Origin of the sequence: Streptomyces sp. NPDC001480 (assembly GCF_042894725.1) — a bacterium.
Lineage (GTDB): Bacteria > Actinomycetota > Actinomycetes > Streptomycetales > Streptomycetaceae > Streptomyces.
Genome location: NZ_JBIAVX010000021.1, coordinates 109,837 through 132,158, shown reverse-complemented (window position 1 = coordinate 132,158; position 22,322 = coordinate 109,837). Strand labels below are relative to the sequence as shown.

General features: G+C 69.1%; 20 protein-coding genes and 6 pseudogenes. 14 read left to right on the top strand and 12 right to left on the bottom strand.

Going from position 1 to position 22,322, the window contains the following annotated elements; genetic code table 11:
• Window positions 1-91 precede the first annotated feature (91 nt).
• From ACFY01_RS39150 to ACFY01_RS39140, 3 genes and pseudogenes are all read right to left on the bottom strand, one after another.
• Window positions 92-439 (bottom strand): annotated as a pseudogene (locus ACFY01_RS39150) (transposase); the annotation flags it as partial.
• A gap of 46 nt (window positions 440-485) precedes the next feature.
• Window positions 486-1,415, bottom strand: coding sequence for an ATP-dependent DNA ligase (locus ACFY01_RS39145; RefSeq protein ID WP_390740543.1), 930 nt, complete (start codon window positions 1,413-1,415; stop codon window positions 486-488).
• Window positions 1,416-1,478: 63 nt separating this feature from the next.
• The gene (locus ACFY01_RS39140; RefSeq protein WP_390740542.1) at window positions 1,479-2,441 is read right to left on the bottom strand and encodes a hypothetical protein; all 963 of its coding nucleotides are present in this window, start codon (window positions 2,439-2,441) and stop codon (window positions 1,479-1,481) included.
• A gap of 238 nt (window positions 2,442-2,679) precedes the next feature.
• Between ACFY01_RS39140 and ACFY01_RS39135 the strand changes: the two genes are divergently transcribed.
• The 6 genes and pseudogenes from ACFY01_RS39135 to ACFY01_RS39110 all read left to right on the top strand — a co-directional run.
• Window positions 2,680-3,147, top strand: a complete 468-nt coding sequence (locus ACFY01_RS39135; protein ID WP_390740541.1) for a hypothetical protein — start codon at window positions 2,680-2,682, stop codon at window positions 3,145-3,147.
• Window positions 3,148-3,195: 48 nt separating this feature from the next.
• Complete coding sequence (locus ACFY01_RS39130; RefSeq protein ID WP_390740540.1) at window positions 3,196-3,354, top strand: hypothetical protein; 159 nt, start codon at window positions 3,196-3,198, stop codon at window positions 3,352-3,354.
• A gap of 774 nt (window positions 3,355-4,128) precedes the next feature.
• On the top strand, window positions 4,129-4,434 hold the full coding sequence (locus ACFY01_RS39125; protein WP_390740539.1) for a hypothetical protein: 306 nt from the start codon (window positions 4,129-4,131) through the stop codon (window positions 4,432-4,434).
• 1,195 nt (window positions 4,435-5,629) lie between these two features.
• Window positions 5,630-6,133: a hypothetical protein gene (locus ACFY01_RS39120; RefSeq protein WP_390740538.1), complete on the top strand. Its 504-nt coding sequence runs from the start codon at window positions 5,630-5,632 to the stop codon at window positions 6,131-6,133.
• Window positions 6,134-6,314: 181 nt separating this feature from the next.
• A complete protein-coding gene (locus tag ACFY01_RS39115) occupies window positions 6,315-6,470 on the top strand; it encodes a DUF6131 family protein (RefSeq protein ID WP_390740537.1) in 156 nt (51 codons plus the stop codon).
• A 205-nt stretch (window positions 6,471-6,675) separates the two neighbouring features.
• Window positions 6,676-7,575 (top strand): annotated as a pseudogene (locus ACFY01_RS39110) (L-threonylcarbamoyladenylate synthase); the annotation flags it as partial.
• 147 nt (window positions 7,576-7,722) lie between these two features.
• Here ACFY01_RS39110 and ACFY01_RS39105 read toward each other — a convergent pair.
• Together ACFY01_RS39105 and ACFY01_RS39100 are read right to left on the bottom strand one after the other, a co-directional pair.
• On the bottom strand, window positions 7,723-8,364 hold the full coding sequence (locus tag ACFY01_RS39105) for a carbonic anhydrase (protein WP_390740536.1): 642 nt from the start codon (window positions 8,362-8,364) through the stop codon (window positions 7,723-7,725).
• Between the two features lie 555 nt (window positions 8,365-8,919).
• A complete protein-coding gene (locus ACFY01_RS39100; protein ID WP_390740535.1) occupies window positions 8,920-9,282 on the bottom strand; it encodes a helix-turn-helix transcriptional regulator in 363 nt (120 codons plus the stop codon).
• 108 nt (window positions 9,283-9,390) lie between these two features.
• Here ACFY01_RS39100 and ACFY01_RS39095 point away from each other — a divergent pair, with 108 nt between their 5' ends.
• The 3 genes and pseudogenes from ACFY01_RS39095 (at window position 9,391) to ACFY01_RS39085 (ending at window position 12,879) form a co-directional block, all read left to right on the top strand.
• Window positions 9,391-9,795, top strand: coding sequence for an STAS domain-containing protein (locus ACFY01_RS39095; protein ID WP_390740534.1), 405 nt, complete (start codon window positions 9,391-9,393; stop codon window positions 9,793-9,795).
• A 134-nt stretch (window positions 9,796-9,929) separates the two neighbouring features.
• Window positions 9,930-10,196, top strand: a pseudogene (locus tag ACFY01_RS39090) (uracil-DNA glycosylase family protein); the annotation flags it as partial.
• A 196-nt stretch (window positions 10,197-10,392) separates the two neighbouring features.
• Complete coding sequence (locus ACFY01_RS39085; protein WP_390740533.1) at window positions 10,393-12,879, top strand: SpoIIE family protein phosphatase; 2,487 nt, start codon at window positions 10,393-10,395, stop codon at window positions 12,877-12,879.
• A gap of 322 nt (window positions 12,880-13,201) precedes the next feature.
• Here the strand turns inward: ACFY01_RS39085 and ACFY01_RS39080 are convergent, their stop codons facing one another.
• From ACFY01_RS39080 to ACFY01_RS39060, 5 genes and pseudogenes are all read right to left on the bottom strand, one after another.
• On the bottom strand, window positions 13,202-13,543 hold the full coding sequence (locus ACFY01_RS39080; protein ID WP_390740550.1) for a G1 family glutamic endopeptidase: 342 nt from the start codon (window positions 13,541-13,543) through the stop codon (window positions 13,202-13,204).
• Window positions 13,542-13,721, bottom strand: a pseudogene (locus ACFY01_RS39075) (G1 family glutamic endopeptidase); the annotation flags it as partial. The pseudogene ACFY01_RS39075 and the gene ACFY01_RS39080, both read right to left, overlap by 2 nt.
• Window positions 13,722-13,898: 177 nt before the next feature.
• Complete coding sequence (locus ACFY01_RS39070; protein ID WP_390740532.1) at window positions 13,899-14,807, bottom strand: ISAs1 family transposase; 909 nt, start codon at window positions 14,805-14,807, stop codon at window positions 13,899-13,901.
• Window positions 14,808-15,034: 227 nt separating this feature from the next.
• Window positions 15,035-16,456, bottom strand: coding sequence for a M1 family metallopeptidase (locus tag ACFY01_RS39065; RefSeq protein WP_390740531.1), 1,422 nt, complete (start codon window positions 16,454-16,456; stop codon window positions 15,035-15,037).
• 455 nt (window positions 16,457-16,911) lie between these two features.
• Window positions 16,912-17,067, bottom strand: a pseudogene (locus ACFY01_RS39060) (ATP-binding protein); the annotation flags it as partial.
• A gap of 138 nt (window positions 17,068-17,205) precedes the next feature.
• Between ACFY01_RS39060 and ACFY01_RS39055 the strand changes: the two are divergent.
• Window positions 17,206-17,544 carry a cupin domain-containing protein gene (locus ACFY01_RS39055; RefSeq protein ID WP_390740530.1) on the top strand — a complete coding sequence of 113 codons (339 nt, stop codon included), beginning with the start codon at window positions 17,206-17,208 and terminating at the stop codon, window positions 17,542-17,544.
• Window positions 17,545-18,144: 600 nt separating this feature from the next.
• Window positions 18,145-18,504, top strand: a complete 360-nt coding sequence (locus ACFY01_RS39050) for a lipid asymmetry maintenance protein MlaB (RefSeq protein ID WP_390740529.1) — start codon at window positions 18,145-18,147, stop codon at window positions 18,502-18,504.
• A gap of 94 nt (window positions 18,505-18,598) precedes the next feature.
• Here the strand turns inward: ACFY01_RS39050 and ACFY01_RS39045 are convergent, their stop codons facing one another.
• The gene (locus tag ACFY01_RS39045; RefSeq protein ID WP_390740528.1) at window positions 18,599-19,063 is read right to left on the bottom strand and encodes a hypothetical protein; all 465 of its coding nucleotides are present in this window, start codon (window positions 19,061-19,063) and stop codon (window positions 18,599-18,601) included.
• Between the two features lie 453 nt (window positions 19,064-19,516).
• Here ACFY01_RS39045 and ACFY01_RS39040 point away from each other — a divergent pair, with 453 nt between their 5' ends.
• A complete protein-coding gene (locus tag ACFY01_RS39040; protein ID WP_390740527.1) occupies window positions 19,517-20,278 on the top strand; it encodes a GNAT family N-acetyltransferase in 762 nt (253 codons plus the stop codon).
• A 17-nt stretch (window positions 20,279-20,295) separates the two neighbouring features.
• Window positions 20,296-20,466 (top strand): annotated as a pseudogene (locus ACFY01_RS39035) (IS5/IS1182 family transposase); the annotation flags it as partial.
• Window positions 20,467-21,110: 644 nt separating this feature from the next.
• Here the strand turns inward: ACFY01_RS39035 and ACFY01_RS39030 are convergent.
• Entirely contained in the window at window positions 21,111-21,848 is a 738-nt protein-coding gene (locus ACFY01_RS39030; protein WP_390740549.1) for an ATP-grasp domain-containing protein, read from the bottom strand.
• A gap of 175 nt (window positions 21,849-22,023) precedes the next feature.
• Between ACFY01_RS39030 and ACFY01_RS39025 the strand changes: the two genes are divergently transcribed.
• Complete coding sequence (locus ACFY01_RS39025; RefSeq protein WP_390740526.1) at window positions 22,024-22,158, top strand: hypothetical protein; 135 nt, start codon at window positions 22,024-22,026, stop codon at window positions 22,156-22,158.
• Window positions 22,159-22,322: the final 164 nt, after the last annotated feature.

Genomic DNA, 22,322 nt, shown 5'->3' with positions numbered 1-22,322 from the left:
GCATCGACGTCCTCTTCGCCATGCTCCGAGACGGAACCTTCTACCAGCCGCCCACCCCGGCCACCGCTTGACGAAAACCATAGGGGCACCTTTTCAGGGCCCGCATGTTCACCGAGTCGATCGCGCAGCGAGACCAGTCCAGGTCGCCGCGGGAGCCGAGTTCGTCGAGGACCAGGCGGTGCAGCTTGGCCCACACGCGGGCCTTCGTCCACTCGGTGAAGCGTCGGTGAGCTGTCGCGCCGGACGGCCCGAACGAGGCGGCCGGCAACTGCTGCCACGTGCAGCCCGATGTCGCCACGAACACGATCGCTGCCAGCACCTCACGGTCGCCGTGTCGACGCCGGCCACCACCCTGAGGTCGCGACGGCGCCTCCGGCACCACCCGCTGGAACAGCTCCCACAACTCGTCCGGCACCAGCCGCTCAACGATCCTCGACACGACCAGCAGCTTACCCAGCCAAATGAGATGATCTCTAAAGGAAGGCTCATGACGTGGCGGCGTCTTCGCCGAACAGCGGTACCTGCGCCACGTCGACGTCCGTGCGGACGCGGTGGGGCCGGGCCGGGTGCCGCCACCGCCCGGAGCTGTCCCGGGCGACGTCGACGGCCACCTCCATCACCACCTCGGGCTGGACCAGGTGGACCTCGAGGGTGCGCTGTGTTCCCCAGCCTGCTGAGAAGGTCCATCCCTCCCACGGGTGCGTGCCCGTGGAGGGGGTCAGTAGGTCGGCCAGGGCGCGGCCGGTGGTCTGGGACAGGGTGGTGCTGCGGCCGACGTATTGCAGGCGGCCCGCGGTGTCGTAGCGGCCCAGCAGTACCGCCCAGGGCGTTGCGAGGGAGCCGGTGACGGCGCCGATCACAGCCTCGGTGGTGGCCCGCACCTTGTATTTCCGCCAGGACCGCACGGGCCGGTAAGGCTCATCCAGCTGCTTGAAGCACGGTCCCTCCACTCCGGCCGTCGTCCACTCCAGCCACCCCCTGGCGACAGCCGGGTCGGTGGTCGACGGGCACAGTGTCAGCGGCGCCTGCAGGCCGTGGTCCGCGAACAGCGCTTCAAGCGCCGCGCGCCGCCGCTTGTACGGCCAGCCGGTCACGTCCGCGCCCGCATGGACCAGGTCGAAGACCACGTAGTGCGCCGGCCACTGGCGTGCTGCCTGGGCGGCGCCGGCCCCGCGGCGGGCGAGTCGCTGCTGTAGCCGCTCGAACGCCAGATGGTCCTGCTCCCACACCACGAGCTCGCCGTCGAGTCCGGTGTCCGCCGGCAGCTGCGCGAGGGCTGCCGCCCGGATCTCGGGGAACGACGCCGTCATATCCGTCCCCTGCCTCGAGCGCAGCAGCACCCGTCGGTCCGCGTACGCGGCGAGCTGGGCGCGGTAGCCGCCCTTCTCCAGACTTCGGCGTGTCTCATGAGACACGCGTGTGTCGATGAGATGGTCCCAGGCCCTGCGACTTGCGGGCACGAGTGGGAGTGGCCGTGATTACGGCGCAGCAACTGGAAGCTCAGGACCCATGACTTGGTGCCTTTGAGTCCGGATGAGCGTGAGCATCATGACCGCGCCCGCTACCACGGCCGCGGCATGCAGGAAGGCCGCGACGGTGAGGTTCTCCGGCAGCGACGCATCGGCAGGGTCTGCGATCGCCACATATACGGTGAGGGGCAGCTTCCAGCCGCTCCAAGCGAAGAGGGAGCCTGTCCCCAGCCAGCCAAGCGTCACGGGCACCCAGCGGGGCAACCGGGTAGGCCAGCTACGGGTGAGCGACCATGTGGCCGCGGAAGCGATGACCGCCCACAGTCCGCATACGGCGTTCAGCACGGACCAGTTGGCGTTCCTGTCGGCAGGATGGGCGACACCGGTGGGGCCGCCGATCGCCCAGTAGAGCCAGACCATACCGATTGCCGCCCCGACGCAAACTGCCCACAGAGTCGTGCGCGACCTGCCCGGCTCGAGACCGTTGCCTGGGCCGGCGAACGAGTTCGGCCAACGCCGTCGAATGTATGCGGGAAGGGCGATCACCAGACCCAGTCCCATCCCGACGAAGCTGATCTGGATCAGCGCTGCTTCCCAGGCTGGCATCGACGAATCATGGCTGGAGCGTGGCTGCTTATCATCGGACCCGCCCAGCAGCGAGTCCAGGAGGGCATAGGGCAACATGGCAACGAGGAAGCCGGAGCCCACCCAGGCGGCAAATGCCACCAGCGGGCCCGGTAAACGCATTCCCCAGGGCCGTACGAGAGCGAGAGCCATGGTGATCCCGATACCGGCCATGCCGATCGTCACGGTGTTCAGCACCACCCACCCAGCCAGGCCGAATCCGTCACCGATCGGCAGCAGCCCGGCGACCGCACCTACCACCCATGAGACCTTGATCAACGTGTAGGGCATCATTACCAGCGCCGCCCCGTAGGCTGCCACGAGCCCCGCCCGGTCCAACCGGCTCATCAGGGTTCCCCTCTCTGCCGTGGGAACCCACCCTCGTCCACCGTCTTGCCCACGGCATCATCCCCCAGTCGCATCCCTCATCCGCCACCAGGCTGAGTACGGATGAGACAGATTCCATGCGTCTGGAGAACCGTCCCACTTCGGCTCGGCCGCCCACCCGGCGGGCAGCACAGGACTGTCCACGGCCGCGGTCAGCATCGGCTCGGGCAAGGACCATGTCATGCGGCGAGGTTCCACAATGCTGGCCGACCGAACTCGGTGGATACGCGACAAGCGTGAGCGCATAGAGCTTGCACAGCAACAGCTCCGCGCCGACTTCATCGCAGCCGTCGCTCGCAGTGCAGACATCGTCTGGAACGTCGCGCACCAAGACCAGCCTTCAACCGAGGACGGTAACCGACGTGCTCGCGAAGTCTTCCGAGAAGCGGACCTCTACACCTGGCGCTATCGGGTTGCCCTTTCATCCCCACCAGAGATTGTCGCTGGTTGCGAAGCTCTTCTGGATGCCCTGCGCCGCTACCGTGAAACCGTTGCCGCAGGCGAACGGACCGGCAGCACGCAGTACCGCGAGGCCAGGGGCGGGTACTTTGCAGCGGTCGCCGAGGCGATCAACGTCCTTCGCGGCAGTCAAGGACCGCTGCCCTTCTCGATTCGGCAGTCGGTACGCCGGGCTGGCTCCAGTGCTTCCGACCCTGCCGGACGCTAGGCCGTCACGGAACTGCGGACAGAGCCGTTTTCAGGAAGCGCCATCATCGTGCTGCTCCTGATCCTGGTCGGCCTGGTCCTCGTCGTCGCCTCGGGCCACGTGGTCCACCGCCGTCCGGCGCTCGCCGTTCCGTTGACGGTCGCCTGGACTGCTGCCGGCGTCTTGGCCGCCGTCGTGTTCGGGATCGTCCAGGCCGGAGGGCGGTGAGTGCCGGGCACAGAGGCGGCCCCGGCTGCTCTGGCCACGACGGGCCGGGGCCGCTCCTCACCGTCCGGCGGGTCAGTGGGGCAAGGTCTCCGTACAGGGCGGCATGGAGCGCGGCAGCGAGTTCACGGGCCCTGGGCTCGGTCTCGATGTCGTACAGCGCAACGTAGACAGGGCCCGCATGTGAGTCAGGGCGGATCTCCCGGGAGCGGACCAGGTGTGCGACCGCGGCACGAAGGGCGCCGACGACCGTGTCGTCAACGGCGTGGGCCAGGCCCGCGGTGAGCGTGTCGGCCTTCACCGTCCACAACTGCGCCTGGCATTCAAGAGCGATGAACACCGCATGCTGCCGCTTGGCCTGCTGGTAGAGGGCGGTGTACGTGCCCAAATCCGTGGCATCCGGGATCAAATCAGCGGGGCAGGGAGTCGGCAGCGGCTGCATGGGGGCATCGTGCCAGCCCGGCTGGGCAAGGTCAGCGTTGACGCAGAGCGTGTCCTCCCATGAGGCCGGAGGCACTGAGGCTGCCATGAGTCGCTCAGGAGTGCCCTTGCCCACCCCCAGCGGCTGCAAGACGCCCACACGGGCATCCACCACTCCGTCCCCCAGCCCGATCACTCAACGTCATGCGTCACACCATGGGATCCGGAATGGCTGTTGACCGTCAGTTGACGTTCTGGGCAGTACCCGTTTCGGATCCGTGGTGCATCGTCAGCCCAGGTCGGGAGCCGAACGCATCCGTGTCGGGCGGCGGGACCCGTCTTACTAGAGTGATCCGCATGGACATGCGGAGGGTCGTCGCAGTGCTGGCCGAGGAAGCTGAACAGCAGATCCAGGACCAGGTCTGGGAAGTAGCGTCGGGCGAACGCGAACTGGCTCTGCAGACCGAGGCCGGCCTGCGTGACGTTGTCGGCCCGCCGGATGTCCAGGAGGCATTGCCGCAGATAAAACGGCTCGAACACCTGCGGGAAACGCTCGCCGTTTTGGCGATCTCCCTCGCCCGTACGCACGGCCGCCTGGCCTGGTTTCTCCGGGGCTTTGAACGCGCTCGAACCGGTCCTGCGTTGGCGTGCCCTGCCTGCTGACCGTGGCGGCACCTTCGGCACTGTCCTGCCGACTCCTGAGGAATACACGGAGGCGGAGGATGCCGTCCGCCGACTCCAGGACGTCCTTGCGCAGATCGGCCGAGGCAGTCCGAAGAGCTGGCCCCAGGGCTGATCCGCTCCGGGCTGAGTGGCGTTGTAGGAGAGTGGTGTTCGGGCCGGCGCGGGTCAAGCGGCTTGCCACGGAGGGCCGTCTCGCCGCGACCGGCGAGGAAGACGTATACCGGCTCTTGCCCGCCCGGGCCGGGATGGGTGACTGACCATGACCCGCACACCGGCTGCCCTCTTCTTTCGCTTGTCATGAGTGGCAAGGCGCTCACGGAAGTACACACCGCTGGCTTCCGCCCCCGCCGGGCCATCCCCCCAAGGCAGGCGGGCTGAGCCCGCGAGGCATGGCAGCGATGGCGGCGCATCACCCGCCGCGCAGTGATTGCCCACCGCCCACTGTCACCAGCTCCCGGCTGCGCAATCGTCGGCGCGGTTGCGCAGGGCTGCGCAACGCTGTGACCTGCGGCGGTTGGGTTTGTGGTCGGGGTCCCGTGTCTCATGGTCGCTCTCGTGGTCGGGTGGTGCGCATTGCCGTAAGGGCGGTGTGCTGGTGCGCGATCGCTGTGCGGGGGTGGTGCGCAGTGATTGCGCAGGGTGTGTACGGGTGTCGGGTCTGGCTCCAGGGGACGTGCCGGTCGGGGGCGTGGACGGGCCGCCACACGGGCGCGGAGGGGCCGTTGCCGAGCAGGTCGGTCATGGTCACTGCCAGGGCGGGGAAGCCGCCTGATTCACGAGGGACGTGGTGGTGCCGTGCTGCCGCGGCTCCGGTGTTCCTCCCCGCCGACCGGACAGGCCCTCGGGGTCAGGGGACTGGGTTGACCATCGCTGCTCCATGCCCCGCAGTGGCCGGTCGAACCAGGACCTGATCTGGTCCAGGTGCCCGACGTCCCAGTGGAATCAGTGCCGTGCAGTACGACTCCCCGGGACGCGACAACCGCGCTGGGCGGCCCGCCGTCGGCCCGTTGGCGCGCTGGCAGCGTGCAGCCTGACGGTCATGGCGATCATCTCTCCGGGTGAACCACCCAACACAGGAACGGTTCCTCTGGCATGTGCCGCTGGCGTAGGTGCTGTCCTGGCGCGGACATGAGCCCGAGGCGTCGGCAACCCCCGCCGACGGATTCAGGCACCCATGTCATTCCTGAAAGGAGAGCGACCTTCCGTGGTTACCAAGAAGCTGCCCAAGGGGGCGCAACTGCTGACCCATGCGGTCAGCGGCAGGCACATCACCCCTTGCCGCAACGCCGACTCAGACCTTCAGGTCCGCCTGTGGCGTCAGGAACCGACGACGACTGCGAAGACCGCGATGTGGGAGATCCTTCCGATCTCCTCCAGCGAGAACAAGCACCTGGTCCGGATCAAGAACGCCGGATGGAACCGCTGCCTGACATTGAAGAACGCCGAGCTGCGTGAGCCGGTGACGTTCGCCGAACGCGACGATGACGACGAAGGCCAGACCTGGCTGCTCATCCATGTTGGGCGCGCCCAGGCCGACTTCGTCATCGCTTGTCCGAGCAAGCCGAACCTGGTGGTCTCACCTCGTGAGGGCCTGCAGATCAACGCCACGCCGATCGAGGTCGAGGAGTACGGTCCCTGGACCGACCAGCTCTGGCGCTGGCGTACACCTCGCACCTGACGACGCTTGACTCCGTCCCCTATGCCTGCCCTTCCCGGCGGCTCCTGTTGCCCACGACAGCCACCGCAGAGTGCCTTCCTGGCGATCTGGTCAGCATCATCCGGACTCATCCAACACGGCGGGACAAAACGCCGCTGCGGGCGCACAGTGAAGGAAGGACTACCTGCAGCAGGAGGCGGTCGTGATCGTCCTCGGCATCATCTTGCTCGTCGTCGGTTTTGTCACCGGCATCTCCATTCTGTGGACCATCGGCATTGTCCTCGCCGTGATCGGCGCCGTTTTGTGGATCCTGGGCTCTGTCGGCCACGCAGTCGCCGGCCGCCGACATTACTGGTGAGGACCGGACTCTCCACGTGGCACGTGTTCGCTCCGAGCCCAGCACCTGATCAGGGCGTCCGGGCGGGCAGTTGCCTCATCTCCGCCAGCGGCAGTCTGCACCTGCGGAACTAGAAGACGGTCTGCTCAGCGAGGGTGACCGTCTCGAGTTCGGGAAATATCTCCACCGGCCGTCGCCGGCCCTCTGTGCTCCTAGGATTGCGAGGGTGACGGCAAGAACCAGTGACATTGAGAAGGCGGCCGGTGTGCTGCGCGCCGGCGGGCTGGTGGCCCTCCCGACCGAGACCGTCTACGGACTGGGCGCCAACGCCGAGGACCCCGCTGCCGTCGAGCGCATCTTTCAGGTCAAGGGACGTCCGCCCTCCCACCCGCTGATCGTCCACATCGGTGGTGGGAAGTATCTGGATGACTGAGTGAAGGACGTGCCCGCGACGGCCCGCCTGCTGGCCGAACACTTCTGGCCTGGGCCGCTGACGCTGGTGTTGCGGCGCGGTCGCCGGGTGCCCCTGGAGGCGACCGGTGGCCTGGAGACGGTCGCCGTGCGCGTGCCTGACCACCCCGTCGCGCTCGCGCTGCTGGCGGCCTTCGGTGGCGGTGTCACGGCGCCGTCCGCCAATCGCTTCGGCCAGGTCAGCCCGACCACGGCGAACGATGTCCGTGCTGAGCTCGGCGACGCCGTCGACTTCGTGCTGGACGGCGGCCCCTGCACGGTCGGTGTCGAATCGACCATCGTCGGCGTCACCGGTGATGCCCCGATCATCCTGCGGCCTGGCGGGGTGACGCGCGAGGACCTCGAAGCGGTACTGGGGTGCCCGCTCGCGGTCCCCTCGACCAGCCACGTCCGGGTGCCGGGGCAGCATCCGTCGCACTACGCTCCGCGTGTGCGGGTCGTCCTCGTCGAGCCGGAGAAGATCGTCACCGAGGCGGAGCTGGCGCAGGAGCTGGGCCACCGGGTGGGCGTCTTCCTTCCTCCCTCGATGGCCGGCGCCCCGGTGAAGGCGCACGCCGTGGTGATGGTCCCGTCTTCGATGGGCGCCTACGCGCGCGGGCTGTACGGGTTCCTGCGCGAGCTGGACCAGCAGGGGTGCGACCTCATCGTGGCCTCACTGCCGGTGGAGGAGGGGCTGGGACTGGCGATCGCCAACCGGCTGCGCCGCGCCGCGGGGGCCCCGGCCTACCGTGTGACCAGCACCGGCGCCAAGGCGTCTCCTGCGGCCGCGGCAACTCACGCTGAGCAGCCACGGCCGTGGTGGTCACGAGGCTGCGGGGACTGTGGCGTCGAGGCCGCGGGCGGCGACGAGTTGTGCGCTGCCGTCGGCCAGGCGGTAGCGCAGGCCCACCACGGCGGCCTGCCCGGCGGCGACCTTGCCGGCCAGGACCCGGGAGCGGTCAAGGAGCAGGTCGGCGGTGTGCCTTATGTGCTCGGCGAGGATCTGATCGGGCTCGACCTGGCCGGCGGCCCGCGCGGCCAGCACGCTGGGGGTCACCCGCTCGACGACGTCCCGGACGTACCCGGCCGGCGTCATGCCGTTCTCCAGCGCGGCGCACGCGGCACCGACCGCGCCGCACGAGTCGTGACCGAGGACCACGACCAGCGGGCAGCCCAGCACGTCCACGCCGAACTCGATGCTGCCCAGCACCTCCGGGCCCATGACGTGGCCCGCGGTACGCACCACGAACAGGTCGCCCAGGCCGCGGTCGAAGATGATCTCGGCGGCCAGCCGGGAGTCGGAGCACCCGAACAGCACGGCGAAGGGCTGCTGGGACGGGGCGGTCTCCGCGCGGCGGACGGCGTCCTGGTTGGGGTGCTCAGGGGCGCCGGCGACGAAGCGCCGGTTACCGGCCAGCAGCAGCTCGAAGGCGTCGGAGGGCGTAGGAGTGTGGATCTCGGTCATGGCCGCAGCCTACGAGCCGGACTGTTCGTTGGCAGCGCGTGGATGCTCACAACGGCGATGCGCAGCCCTGTACGGCTCGCTGGAGGTGTTCACCACGCAGTGATGGTGTTCCTTGCCGTTGTCTACTCCGGCCCAGATCTCGGACACGGTGACCTCCGTCATCTCGTCGTCTCACAGCGGTCCCGCAGATGACCTCGCCGACGTTGTCCTACACAGCGATCGAGTCGCGTATCCCGATTGGCGGTCGAGTCGTCGCGGGGCTCCGGGCGGCCAAGTCATTTGAGCCATCACACGGCGACAAGCTGACAGCTATACCCGGACCCCTAGGTCTGACGATCTTACGAATGACCACCCTCAGACCCACGCTTGGAAGGTAGGACAAGCTGACTGGACAGCACCCGCTATGGTCGGCGACGACCACCGAGCCGAGGCCGTCAGGTGTGGGTGGGGGAGTAGCGCGTCCGAGCCGTTTGTTCGGCGGTGGCGTGCCGTCGCGCCTGGCGGGGTGTGCTACGGGAGACGAGGCGCAGCAGTTGAGGACGAGGCGGTGCTGCGTTACCTCGTGGCGTCGGCGTTCGCGAGGTGAGGCTCCTGGGTGGCCGGCTTGCTGGTGCGTTCGGTTTCGTCCTGGACGAGGAGGGAGAGCAGGGAGGCCACGGTGAGGCCGGCTTCGGCGGGGTGGCGCAGTACCTTGTCCGGCTCAATGCGGTAGGTGTTGGTGCGCCCTTCGCGGGTGTGGGAGAGGTATCCGTCCTGCTCGAGTTCCGAGATGATCCGCGAAACGGCGCGCTCGGTGAGCCGGCAGCGGGCGGCGATGTCGCGGATGCGGACGTTCGGGTCGTCGGCGATGGCTGCCAGTACGCGTGCGTGACTGGTGATGAACGTCCATCCCGTGTGGGACTCGGGCACTCCTACCATGCCCGGCATTTTAGGGGACGACTGTTGCCTGAAGCGAGTTGCATGACATACTTTTCAGGTAACTGATGACGTGCTCCCTTCGGGGAGAGCCACAGAAGGAGCCCGACGGTGCCCTGGGAAGAGGCAGTCATGCCGACGCTTACGAGCAGCACCGGCGGGATGCCGGCGTTGGAACAGGCCACCGGGCATGCCGCCCATGGGGCGGCGGTGCTGCAGTACGAATGGCACGGGGTGCCGGTCGTCGCCGCGCGTGGCGAATATGACATGGGCTCGATCGCGCCGTTGGCCGACGCGCTGGAGGTCGCGACGAGGAAGGATCCGAAGGTGATCCTGGACGCCTCTGGCGTGACCTTCGCGGACTCGACCTTTCTGAACCTGCTGATCCTCACCCACCAAGCAGGCACCCTGCGTGTCGTCGCGCCGTCACCCCAGGTCCAGCGGCTCTGTGAGATCACCGGTGCCGACAGTTTCCTGGAGATCCGAGGGACGCTCGAAGACGCTGTCGTCTCGTGATGGCGGTTTGTGCCTGATCAGCGTCCTGCCGGAACTGCACGAACCGCGGACCCTCCGTCCGACGGTCAGACGACGCTATCGGGTGCCGCGTTCCGGGCGGCTGGTGCGCAGTCGGGCGCTCAGGAAGCGCAGGCTACGACATCGGGCGGACCTCGCAGCCCACCGCCACCCACCAGGGCGACGGGCTGGAGCTGTACGGGGTGCGGATCACTGTGCCGGTGCACTTCGCCCCGCCCGACAACCGGCCCACCATCGGTGAGCGGGACACCTGCCGGCCATGGCTGGCCCGCGAGCTGGAACTGCTGCGGCCCACGCTGCGGGCGATCCTGGTGCTCGGCGCGTTCGCCTGGCAGGCGCTCCTGCCGGTGCTCACCGACGCCGGCTGGCAGCTAACGTCGCCATTCCTCTCCCGCCCGGTAAGTGCGCAGGTCGCGCCGCCACTCCGGCGGAGTCTGCGCTTTGGGGCCGTCGCTTTGGGGCCGTCCTGCCCCTGATGCGAGGGCAGCCCGTACCGGCAAGAACTGGCGTGCGAATGAGCGTGGGTAGATCCTGACCGTACGGAGCACTTTGCGTGCCGAGAGGCAGTAGAGCGAGCGGATGAGACCCATGGACCCGTGCGACCCGTGCGAAGCGGTACTTCTCGAAACTTCAGGGGATCCGTTCGCTTCCGCCGACGCTGTTGTGGCCCTGGTCGACGAGCATGGCGCCCTGCTGAATTGCAGCCCAGGGATGCAGCGACTGCTTGGGTACGGCCCGTCGGAGTTTCAGGGGTTGCGCTGGACCGACCTCCTGGCGTCCGAGGCCGATGTCGCCCGGTTCAGAGAGTGCTGCCGCAAGGACGAGGCGGTGTTCCTCACCTCCGTCCACTTGCGCCACCGGGACGGCGGCGGGGTCGAGGTGCGGTTGCGCGCGCACCGTCTGGACGCTTTGGACGGCGAGCCGCAATGGCTCGTCCAGACGGAGACCGTCGAGGCCGCGCACCTTGGCGACCTCCGCCGTGCCCTGTTGAGAGGGCTGTTCACCGAGTCGCCGTACATCATCGACGTCTTCGACGATCGGCTGCGCTTCCTGGCGCAGAATCGCTCGCAGCGTCGCGCCAGTGGCTTTGCTTCCCAGGTTGTCGGGCGCACGATGCGGGAGGCGGCACCGGCCGGTCTCTTGGACATGGATGCTCTGGAGGCGCGTCAGCGGCATGTGCTGACGACCGGCGAGGCGTTGATCGCCACTGAGGTTCACGGGCATGTCCCGGAGTCCCCGAGGCGGGACGCCGTCTGGTCGGAGACCATCGTCCCGTTGCGCGGCGGCTCGGGGAAGGTGGTCGCGCTGGCACACCTGGTGCTCGACGTGACGGAGGAAGCCCGGGCACGTGAGCGGCTGCACCTGATCAACGAGGCCAGTGCCAGGATCGGAAGTGACCTCGACGTCATGCACACCGCCAAGGAGTTGACGGACGTCGCCGTACCCCAATTCGCCGACTACGCCTACGTCAATTTGCTCGACACCGTCCTCCGGGGTAGGTACCCCCATACCGGCACCGGCGTCGAGGCGGTACCGCTGCGCCGGGCGGCGCAGTCGGTGCGGCCCGGCGGGGTGGTGGATCTGGGGGTGACCAATGGAGCGATCGACCCCATCGCCTCCGCGCCGGACTCCCGGAGCGCTCGGGCGCTGGCCAGCGGCGCGCCCCTGCTGCTGACGGGAGACGAGCTGTACACGGAGTTCGTGACAGCCGACCCTTACCGGGCGGCGCTGACACGCGAGCGGGGTGTCCGTTCCTGGCTGCTGGTGCCGATGTACGCTCGCGGGGCGGCGCTGGGCACGGTGGTGTTCATCCGGCGCGCGCAGGACGATCCGTTCGATGCCGAAGACATCCTGCTGGCCGAGGAGTTCGTGGCGCGCGCCGGAGTGTGCATCGACAACGCCAGCCGCTATACCTACGAACGGACCACGGCCTCGGCCCTGCAGCGCAGCCTTCTGCCGCAGCGCCTGCCCGACCTCAAGGCGGTCGAGGCCGTCTCGCGTTACCTGCCCGCGGGCGGTGAGGCCGTCCTGGGAGGTGCCTGGTTCGACGTTATCCGGCTGTCGAGTGCCCGGGTGGGCCTGGTGGTGGGGGACGCCGCGGGAAGTGGACTGCGCTCGGCCGTCACCATGGGTGGCCTGCGCAGGGCGGTGCGTACCCTCGCCGACCTGGATCTATCACCGGAGGAACTTCTCACCGGGCTGGACGAGCAGGTCCGGCGATTCCAGGACGATCAGGGGGCAGGGCCGGACGGGGCAGCGGGAACGACGTGCCTGTACGCGGTCTACGACCCTGTCTCACGCCGGTGCGCCCTGGCCGGCGCCGGCCATCCCAGGCCGACACGGATGACCACGGACGGCCGGGCGACCTTGATGGACATGCCCGTCGGCCCGCCCCTGGGCACCGGGGGAGTCCCGTTCGAGTGCGTCGAGGTGACGCTGGACGACGGCGATGTGCTGGTCCTGCACACTGCCGGCTTGTCCGAACCGCAGAAGGACGGGGCCGGGGCCGACCTCGAAGTGCTCGGTGAGGTGCTGTCCGCCCTCGGGAGTGTCCGGCGTTCCCAGCCGCACAGGCCGGCGTTCGATCTCGGCGAGTTCTGTGACGCCATCCTGTGTCGGATGCTTCCGAACCCCCCGCAGAAGGACGTGGCGCTGCTGGCCGCGCGGGTGCACGGGCTGGAGCCGGACCTCCACGCCGCCTGGGAGCTGACCGACGAGTGGGAGGTCGTCGGGCAGGCACGCGAGATGGCATCCCGCAAGCTGGACGACTGGGGGCTGGGCGAACTGGGAGACACGACCCAACTGCTGGTCAGCGAACTGGTCACCAATGCCATCCGCTACGGCCGGCCGCCCATTCGGCTCCGGCTGATCCGTGACCGCAATCTGATCTGCGAGGTCTCCGACAGCAGCAGCACCTCGCCGCACGTGCGGCGCGCCCTGGAGACAGACGAAGGAGGACGCGGACTGTTCCTGGTCGCGAACCTCGCCGAGCTGTGGGGTACCCGCTACCACGAACGCGGCAAGTCCATCTGGGCCGAGCAGTCCCTCGAGGCGCTTCGCCTGTGATCGGCGCGTCCGTGCTGTCGCCGACGCCTCCCTGCGACCGCGTAGCGAGGAGGCGTTGGCGGGGCCCGGGAGATCTCGGAGCCGGGCCGGCGACTGGTCGAGCCGCCGGGCCGGGGATACGCCGAGCCGTCGAGCCGCCCGGGACGGCGGCTCTCCGAGCCGTCGGCCCGCCACTCAGCCGAGCCACCGGGCAGGCGATCTGCCGCTCGCCGTGCCGGTGAGTCGGCCGGCGGGTCCGCGGCCCGGCGCAGTGCTCTCATCGACCGTGAGATGCCGGACGGCGCGCGGGACGTCAGGGACCGTTGCGCCGGCCGGCTCGTGCTCAGTAGTGCTTCCAGGTCGAGGTGAAGGAGTCTCCGCTGCTGGAGAGCGCCGACACCACGGCGTCGGTAGTGCCGCTCTGTACCATCGTCACCGGCTTTGCTCCGATACCGTAAAGCGTCTTCCCGTCGATGGAGGCACCGGTGAAGGTGACGCTGCCGAAGTTGGCCAGGGGCCAGCGGCTCCCGTTGCCCTGCGTCGGGGCCTCGGCTATCACTTCGGCGCTGCCGTTGGTGGCCCCCTTGTAGTGAGCGAGTGTCTTGGTCGCGGTCCAGTTCTGGGTGCTGTCGGTCAACTTGACGGCGTAGTCGTTGTTTTGTGGAGCTGAAGACGACGGACGCAGTGAGTTTGTCGCCGGGCCTCACGACATCGTTGGTGTAGATCGACTCGGCGTCCGGGTAGTCCTCGTACCACGCGAAGTAGCGCGGGGTGGCGCCCGCGGAGCCGCACTCGGTCTGTATGCCAGTCTGCTCGACGGTGGAGGAGCCGCCGATGCCGTCGAGCCCGACCCAGACGGACACCGCTCCCTTCTGCGTACAACGGGAGTGTAAATCTAACGGCGGATCCGACGATCATGGGAGAGACGTCAAGTGACTGACACAGGCAGCAGCATGCGTCCAGCCTTGATGAACCACACCGAGCCCGCGCTGGTGGATACGCCCACCCGGCGGGCAGCGGCTGCGCCTTTCAGACCACTCCTACGCAGTTCGAAGTACTTCTTCGGCACCGACAGCGGCAACCGGTTCGGCGGATACTTCGGCACGGGATCGACTCCTTCCAGGAGTCGCAACCACCGATAGAAACCGCCGACCTTCCCAGTGGCCAGCCCTACGGCGTTCGTCGGCTTCCCGTGGCCGGGTGTGGACCGGGCGCATGCGCGGGATGGCGTTCTTGATGGGTATGCCCCGGCGCGCGATGTTGTGGGCGTGTTTGTCCTCGACGAGGAAGCGCGCGTGGGCGGTCTGCGAGTGGAGGGCGTCGAAGGTGACCACCGTGCCGTGCAGGTTGAGCGGGGCAAGCAGGGGCTGGAAGACGGTGATCTCGTTGGTCGTGGCGTCCACCTCGCGCTGGGTGGTGACCAGGCCGGTCCCCGTCATCGCGGCGAGCAGATGGACCTGGGTGCCGTCGGTGCGGCGGGCACCGCGCACGGTCTTGCCGTCCACGGCGAGGGAGGGCAGGGGCCGCCGGTCGCTGTCGTTCTCCTCCTGGCCGGCGGCGCGTTCGCGCCCGGCGAGCCAACTTCCGACGGCTGTATCCAGCGCGTCGCTGTCGATGCGTTGGAGGACACGACGCACGGTGGCCTCGGCCGGGGCGACGGGGCCGCGGCCCGGCTCCCGGCATGGGCCACCGAGCCGTACCAGGACGTTGGGCGGGGCGTCGGCGGCCCACTCCGCGATCGCGGCCAGGGACTTCGCTCCGGCCAGGACCGCGCACGCGGCCAGGGAGAGGACGAAGGTGAGCGGGTGGCGTCGGCCCTGGTCCCGGCGGGGATCGGGCACCTGAGCCAGGCAGGTCAGCAGGCCGGGGAGGTCATCGGGGACGGTCGGCGCGGTGTCGGCGAGTTGGCCCAGAGGGCGCGGGATGAGCGAGGATGAGCGGGCAGGCACGGTCTTCCGTCGTGGTGATCAGGGACTCGACACCTCGTGATCACCGGGAGTCGTGCCTGCCTCCGCGTCAGCCCCCGCCGACCACCCCGCAGTCCTGCCCCAGCTCCTGAAGCCCCAACAACCCGGATGCACCGCCGGAACGACGCCGCCCTGCCCGCGTACCCCGTCGGTCACCGTCATCGTGGCGCCGACGGGGTACGCCCGTCACCCGCGAGCGGAGTGCGACTTCAGCGGATGCGGTGCTGCCGCCAGAAGGGGCCGAGGTCCCTGTGCGTCATCGACTGTGCGGCCTTCTTGAAGTCGACGGTGGTGGAGACGCCGTACCAGTGGTCGTGGGCGTACTTCTTGATGAGGCGCGCCATGGTGCCGGCCCCGAGGACGTGCTCCAGGTCGGCCAGGACGCAGGGGCCGATCCCGTACACGACCTGGAAGTACTCGCCACGGTGTGTAGACCAGTAGGCCATCGAGTTGGTGAGCGCGGCGGTGGCGCTCGGCCAGGAGTCGTCCGGCGAGCACTCGAACCCGTCCCAGCGGTAGTAGCGCGCGTTGGCGTACTGAGCGAAACTCTCGTCCAGCCAGGGTGAGTTGTACTCGTCGTTGCCCACGACGCCGTACCACCACTGGTGGGCGATCTCATGGACGGTGGCGCCGCCCTCCTCCTCGGTGCCGAGGATGACCAGGCCGGGGTACTCCATGCCGCCGGCGAACCCGGGGGTCATCACGAGGTCTATCTCGCCGTACGGATAGCGGCCGAACTCCCTGCCGAACCGGTCGATGGCGGCGACGCCGTCCTTGCGGTTGAGGCGGACACCGGCGGCGGGCGTGTTCGGCGACCAGTACGACTTCACGCGCACGCCGTCGGGCGAGGTCTGGGTCGCGGTGCGGAACGGGCCCGCCGCCCATGCGAAGTCCCGCACCCGCTTGGCGACGCTGTGGGTGACCGTACGCCCGGTACCGCCGGGGCGGGTCCATGTGCTGCCGGTCGCCGGGACCTTGAGGGCGGACGGGTGGTCGAGGCGCACCCGGAAGTCGCTCGCCAGGGTGTAGAAGCTCTCGCCGTACGACACATACGGATCGAGGTGCCATCCCCTCGCGTCGTGCACGGCGAGGACCGGCAGCGCGTTGCCCAGGAAGCGGAACGCGCCTTCGCGGCCGAAGCGGTTGTTGCGTGCGGGCACGGTGAGGGCCACGTCGAAGGAGACGGCCGTCCGCTCGCCGCGTGCGAGCGGCCTCGGCAGAGTGATGCGCAGCGCCGTGCACTTCACGCCGGGGCGGCCCGGAGTGCCGCCGCGCACGTGGGAGACGCGGACGGGGGACGGTCTTCCGGATGTCCCGCAGCCGTCCTCGCCATTGCCCCACAGGCGTATGTACACCTCACGCAGGGGGCGGCTGGAGGCGTTGCGGAAGGACACCGTCTGCCGGCCCGCCCAGTGGGAGCCGTCGGCGTCTGCGCGCAGCTTCACGTCGTAGCTGGGGTGGTCGGGCGTCGCGGGTTCGGCTGCTCTCACCGCGGCGCCGGGCGCCGGGCCGGACGGCGTGCCGGCCTCGGCCACGGTGGAGCCTGCTGTCGCGAGCAGCGCGAGCAGGGCGACCAGCAGACGGCGACCGGTTCTTGAGGGGCCCGTGGGCGACGCAGGCAACGAAGGCATGGCAGACGACATGACAGATGACATGCCAGCGGATCTTGTCACAGGGTTCCCCACGGCCGACACAGGCCCGCGCGAAGAGGGGAGGTCGGCTCCGCTTGGGCGGCGAAAATGCCAGGGTACGCAGGGGATGTTCGCTGTACGTTGGCGCACAGTAAGGATCCCGGTTCACTCGGGGATCTCTTGTCCGTGACGTACGCGGGCACCGCTTTCACCTGCTGCTCGCTTCGGGTGGCCGGCCGGTGCAGCACGGCTGGTGGAACCGCTCTGAGGTGGCGTGGGACAAGTTCCGACGCTGGGTCGGCGAGTACGGCAGCATGCCCGGCGCCCCCATCACTCTCACCGACCAGGACACCGGTGAGGTGCTGGCGTCCTGGCCGGATCAGAGGTAGGCCGGGGCGGCGGCTACTCGCCATGCGTGCGCACCCGGGACCGGCACGGAAGGGGCTTGTCTTACTGGGCCAGCGTCCGGCGAGCGCACCGCCTGGGTCGTCCAGCATCGCGATGCGGGCGGTGATGCGTTTACCGACCGGCTCACGTTGCGCCTCGAAACCGTGGGCGATGGCCATCACGATCTCCAGGCCGTGCTGTCCGACCCGTCGGGCATCCGCGGCCCCCCGCCCGACCCTGGACCTGCTCATCCCGCTGGCACGGGCGCACCACGTCGCACTCGACCAGCTAGTGGCGGCACCGGCCAGCGGTGACCCTCGGGTGCACCTCCGGCCCCTGCAAAGGAGCGCGGCAGCGTCCTCGTGCCCCTGACGCAGTACCCGGGCCGCGTGCAGGTCTTCAAGCAGGTACTGGCACCCCGCCAGCCTGAACTGGTCACCCACGAGGGCTACGAATGGCTCTACGTCCTCGCCGGTCGGCTACGCCTCATCCTCGGGGCGCAAGACTTCACGCTGCGGCCCGGCGAAGTGGCCGAGTTCGACACCACCGAGCCACACTGGTTCGGCCCCGCGGACACGAGCGCCGTGGAGATCCTGCACCTGTTCGGTCCACGAGGAGACCAAGCCATCGTCCGCGCCAGACCGTCCACCACCGATTCCGCCCCGCCGACCGCCCCAGACCCACCGTCAACAACGTCATGACCGGCAACAACTAGGGCGACCGGGCGGCGTCTCAACGAGATCATCGAAAGCGTCTCCTGCGGCTACGCCTGTGACATCTCGTGCGCGAGCTTCGCGTGTCGGCGACGCGGGAATCGTAGGGTTTCGGCCGTCGTCGAGACCGAGTCGCTGAGGAGCGCCCTTGCCCGCCCCAGCGGCTGCAAGACGCCCTTGCGGACATCTACCACTTCGTCCTACCCGCCGGATCACTCAGCATCACGTGCCACGCCTCAGGAGGCGGACGTTGATATCGAACTTCCACAACCGTCACCGGGCGCGTGCTCGCGTATCGGCGCACTGCGCATGTGACCAGTGATTGCGGTGAGAAGCATGCCCGCCGACCGCCCTGATGGCGCGGGCTTCATAGAACGTTTGCCCCACGGGGAATGGCAGGTGGGGGTGGGAGTGTGCGGCGGTGGGAAGACTCGAGACCGGCCGGCGCCCGCGGGTGTCGGTCTTTCGGGGAGCCGGGCGTTGCCCCCATCCCGGGCATCCGGCCCCCTGCCATCGTCGTAGACCCCCTCTTCTCGGGGGTGCTTCGCCTTTGGGCTCATCAACCCCCGGAAGGGGGGCGCGCCCACCATGAACATCACCACCGCAATCGACGGCACCTCCGCACGCATCACACTGCGTGGGGACATCGACTTCGACACCCTGCCCCCGCTGCGCGCCGCCGCCGACGCGCTGCCGGCACACGTGACCGACCTGCTGTGGGACCTGCACCACACGCCTTTCATGGATGTCGTCGGCCTCCTCCTCCTCTTCGACCACACCCCTGTTGACGGCCCGGCCCGCCGGACGACCGTGACAGGCCTGCGCCAGCAGCCGCTGCGACTGCTGCTCCTGGCCGCCGGCCTCAGCCCCGACACCTTCGACCTTGCCCGCCTGCTGCCCGATACACCGCCCACCGACTTCCAACAGGCGGTACCAGAGCGGCCCTGATGAGGACGCCGGACGCCATCACGGCAGTCCCCTTGGGAAACGACACAGCACCGTACTGGTCGCTGCGATCAACGAGTGGCTATGACCTGTGACGTCAGGTCAGGCTACGGCGTGCTACAGCGAGAAACTCCGCCTTGAACGGCTCCAGGCGCTCGGCCAGGCTCCCCTCGTCACGCTCCTGCCAGACCGCTTGATTAAGGGCGCGGGCGTAGGCAGTCACCGGTGAGTGAAGGCCAGGGGCACACAGCAACTCGATGCTCTTCTCGGCTATTCGAAGACCGTCCATCGCCGGCCTGGCCGTCACATACCAGTCATCACCGACTTCCCATTGCGGCGGCCGAGCATGCGCCACGCCCTCAGCCTCCAGCGCGCACCGGATGAACTCCAGCACGGTCCTGATCTGCTCGGCACGTCGCTCATCTGCCCGCGCCGTAGCCCGCCTTTGTTCTTCAGCCCGGTCAGCCGCCCGCTGGGTCGTGCGCTGGGTCAGATACGTCAACGCACCACCTACAGCCACACCGACCATGGAAATCACTGGGGTCAACAGGTCTCCTGCCACGGCCGAGTTCTACCAGCACCTGCCCACCGACCGCTGCCGACCTTGCGAGACGGGCTTGTATGCCCAGATGCTGAACCGCTCCAAGACCCACTTCCGATACACGCCCAGAGGGATGGCCGTCCAGCCGCATCCTCCTCGAGCCTGTCCACTCTTGGCTGTCGGCGAGCATAGGCGGCTGTCTGATCGGTCCATGCCATAGGCGTGGTGTTGTTGCGTCTTGGGCCTGGTGAGGGGCGGTAATGCTCCGGTGGGCGGGGCTGGCATCGCCGGCCTGGAGGGAGGAGGCTGGGGGAGCGAAAAGCCGCACATGCCTGGGAGTGGCCGGCATGACGATCCTCCTGGGCGGGGCTGAATTCCCGCAGCTGCGCCCGTTTGAGTCGGCGGACGAGGCGGGGGGTGCTGGAGTTGCTCGCGGCGGACCGGCGGCCGGGCCAGCCGGCGTGTTCTACGCGGATGCTTGCCGACGCCGTGGCTGGCCGCTCGGCTACTGACCGCGCCGGGCGGGCCGCGTTGGAGGGGCCGGTCGTCACCACGGTGCTGTGTGGGCCCGGCGGCGGTATCGCGGGCGTCGTCTGCTGCGCCGGGCGCCCCAGCGACGGCCCGCCGTTGTTGCTGTGGTTGCACTGTCGTGAGGACTTCTCCACTGCGCAGGCTTTGATCGCCCAGGCGCTTCAGTGCTGTGCTGCCGGGCCGCTGCATGCCTGCACGCTGGCGTGTGCTCTGACCCGGGGCCTGGTCGGTCTGCCGGAGCGCCACCGTTGGGTCACCGGGGAAGCTCTTCGAGCCGCGGGTTTCACGAGCTGTGGCCGGTGCCGCTACCTGCGTGCCGAGCTGCCCGTCGCAGGCCTGCCCCACCTCGCCGGCGTCCAGATGAACGACACCGCCGCACCGCCGGGCAAGCACCTGGAGGTCCGTCGCCGCGGCCGCGTCCTGGCCCAGGCCTCCCTGGAGAGTCCCATCGGCGACGGGGTCGGCTTGATCCGTAGCGTCACCGTCGCCCTGCACGCCCGCGGCCAGGGCCTGGGTCTGGGCCTGCTCGGCAACGCGCTGGACGTTCTCACCGCCCTGGGCGCCCGCGAGGCGATCGTCTACCTGGACGGACTCCCCGCCGACCCGGAACGGGACCCGGTCGCCGCCCTGCGCACGTACGCGGCTTCCGACTTCACCGAGGTCGATCAGCTGTTCACGTTCACCAGGACGCTGGCACCGCGTTAGCGGGCGTGGGCAAGATCCACCCACTGGCGCTCCTCCTGACCGCGGGCCAGGCCGCCGACAGCCCGCAGTTCATCCCCGTGCTGAAAAAGATCCGGGTCCGCAGGCCTGTCGGCCGCCCCCGCACGCGACCGGACGCCGTCGCCGGGGACAAGGCTCACTCGTCCCGCGGCAACCGCGCCCACCTGCGCGGCTGCGCCCGCGTGGCCGTGACAGCGATGGCTGCGCATCACCCGCCGGGCAGCGACTGCGCGCCGCCCACCGTCACCGGGTCCCGGCTGCGGAGTCGTCGACGTGATTGCGCAGAGGCTGCGCAACGCTGTGACCTGCTGTGGTCGGGGCTGCGGTCGGGGCAGCGCGGCTCATGGTTGGGCTCGTGGTCGGGGTGGTGCGCATCGCCGTACGGGCGGTGTAGCGGTGCGTAACCGCTGTGCGGTGGTTGGTGCGCAGCGATTGCGCAGGGTGTCTACGGCTACCGGTTCTGGCTCCAGGGGACGCGCCGGTCGGGGTTGTGGACGGGCCGCCATACGGGTGCGGAGGGGCCGTCGCGGAGCAGGTTGACCAGGGGCACGGCCAGGACGGGGACGTGGCGCAGGAAGCTGGACGGGCGAGGGCGGCGAGCTGGTCGGCCCGGTCGGTCGCTCGGGTCGCTGCCGCAGCCGGCCCGCCGTCGAGGGCGGCGGTGATGCGGTCGGCGAGGTCGTCGTGGTTTGCGGTCCATGGGGCGCCGGTCTCTGTCCTCTGACACGCGTTCTTGACCGAACTGGAAGCGTCAGTTCCTGGAGTGCGGCCGGCCCAGGCCGGCCGCCGGGAAGCCCAGTTCGCGCAGTGCGGATCAGTGCCGTTCGAAAGCCAGATCTCGCGGCCGCATGTGCTCGCGTGGCCCCGCCGCCCGCAGGACCACGTCCAGCACTCGCGCCGGGTCGGCCGCGTAGGCATGTGAGAACCATGCCATGTTGGCCTCCACCACGGCCCAGCGGTGGCCTGGGCGGTACGGGTCTAGCAGTTGCCCGACGTCCACGACGACGGCACTCGGCAGCGTGTGCGCGGCTGCGGTGGCCAGCCGGTCGGCGAACTCCGTGATCTGTGCGGCGGTGGCCCTGTCCGCGCGGTCCGTACCGAGCGGGCGGGGGTCGAGCCGGCCGAACACTGCGTACCGGCTCGCCGTGGCGATCCGGCCGTCCAGCAGGAACAGCCGGTACTCGGCCGCGAAGGTCACCACGTCGGACAGCAGCACCGGCGTTGCGGGGTCCAGGGCGGAGGACAGTTGGGAGCCGTCGCTGTAGACATCGGCCGGGAAGGACTTGTCACGGGGCGGCTTTACGAAGGTCGGCTGGTCGATCGCCCATGCGTCCGCGATGGTCCCCGCCCGTACCTGGCGGCCGGTGAACTCTTCCGGCAGTTCGGCGAGCCAGCCATCTGCCGGCTCCAGCAACGCGAACCCGAGCTGGCCTGCCAGCCGCGCACCCGCGACCGGTCCGCCGTACCAGTACGCAGGGCCTGCCAGGCCGGGCTCCTCCGCCGCCCTGACCGACATCCCCCGGCCCGCCGCCTCGACGGCCAACAGTTCCATCGTCGACGTCCGCCGCCCAGGCATGACCAGCACCGCGAATCCCTCCCGCACTCCGCAAAACCGCCACGCTAGCCCCACCGTGCCCACCACCGCAGCCGAGAATCCCCCGCCGCAGGCCCCCAGACGGGCCAGGGAACGAGAGCCACAGCTCGAGATCAAGTGACAGAAGCCGACCTTGGTCAAGATCACCTGGCAAAAGGTCAAGATCGCCTGTCACACGACAGCCCCGGCCGAAGACGCCGACGCGGAGGACGATGGAGTGATGGGCGAGCATGACCACTACCAGGACGACGTCGCCGAACCGGCGTAACCGCCGCGCCCTGCACGGCATGGGTGGAGGTCACCAATGATGCCCGCCGGGACGTGGATCTGGAGGGGTGGACGCTGTCGGACGAGGACGGCGGGCTTCGTTCACTTCTAGTGACAGCGTTTGTTGGCGAGTTTGGACAGCGGTTGGGCGGCCATCGAGCCCGT

What these genes read in the sequence shown, in the direction of transcription:
- ACFY01_RS39140 (WP_390740542.1), bottom strand. Translation starts at nt 2,441, where the DNA reads ATGAGCCGGTTGGACCGGGCGGGGCTCGTGGCAGCCTACGGGGCGGCG.
- ACFY01_RS39135 (WP_390740541.1), top strand. Translation starts at nt 2,680, where the DNA reads ATGCTGGCCGACCGAACTCGGTGGATACGCGACAAGCGTGAGCGCATA.
- ACFY01_RS39125 (WP_390740539.1), top strand. Translation starts at nt 4,129, where the DNA reads ATGGACATGCGGAGGGTCGTCGCAGTGCTGGCCGAGGAAGCTGAACAG.
- ACFY01_RS39120 (WP_390740538.1), top strand. Translation starts at nt 5,630, where the DNA reads ATGTCATTCCTGAAAGGAGAGCGACCTTCCGTGGTTACCAAGAAGCTG.
- ACFY01_RS39105 (WP_390740536.1), bottom strand. Translation starts at nt 8,364, where the DNA reads ATGACCGAGATCCACACTCCTACGCCCTCCGACGCCTTCGAGCTGCTG.
- ACFY01_RS39100 (WP_390740535.1), bottom strand. Translation starts at nt 9,282, where the DNA reads ATGGTAGGAGTGCCCGAGTCCCACACGGGATGGACGTTCATCACCAGT.
- ACFY01_RS39085 (WP_390740533.1), top strand. Translation starts at nt 10,393, where the DNA reads ATGAGACCCATGGACCCGTGCGACCCGTGCGAAGCGGTACTTCTCGAA.
- ACFY01_RS39065 (WP_390740531.1), bottom strand. Translation starts at nt 16,456, where the DNA reads ATGCCTTCGTTGCCTGCGTCGCCCACGGGCCCCTCAAGAACCGGTCGC.
- ACFY01_RS39050 (WP_390740529.1), top strand. Translation starts at nt 18,145, where the DNA reads ATGAACATCACCACCGCAATCGACGGCACCTCCGCACGCATCACACTG.
- ACFY01_RS39040 (WP_390740527.1), top strand. Translation starts at nt 19,517, where the DNA reads ATGCTTGCCGACGCCGTGGCTGGCCGCTCGGCTACTGACCGCGCCGGG.
- ACFY01_RS39030 (WP_390740549.1), bottom strand. Translation starts at nt 21,848, where the DNA reads ATGGAACTGTTGGCCGTCGAGGCGGCGGGCCGGGGGATGTCGGTCAGG.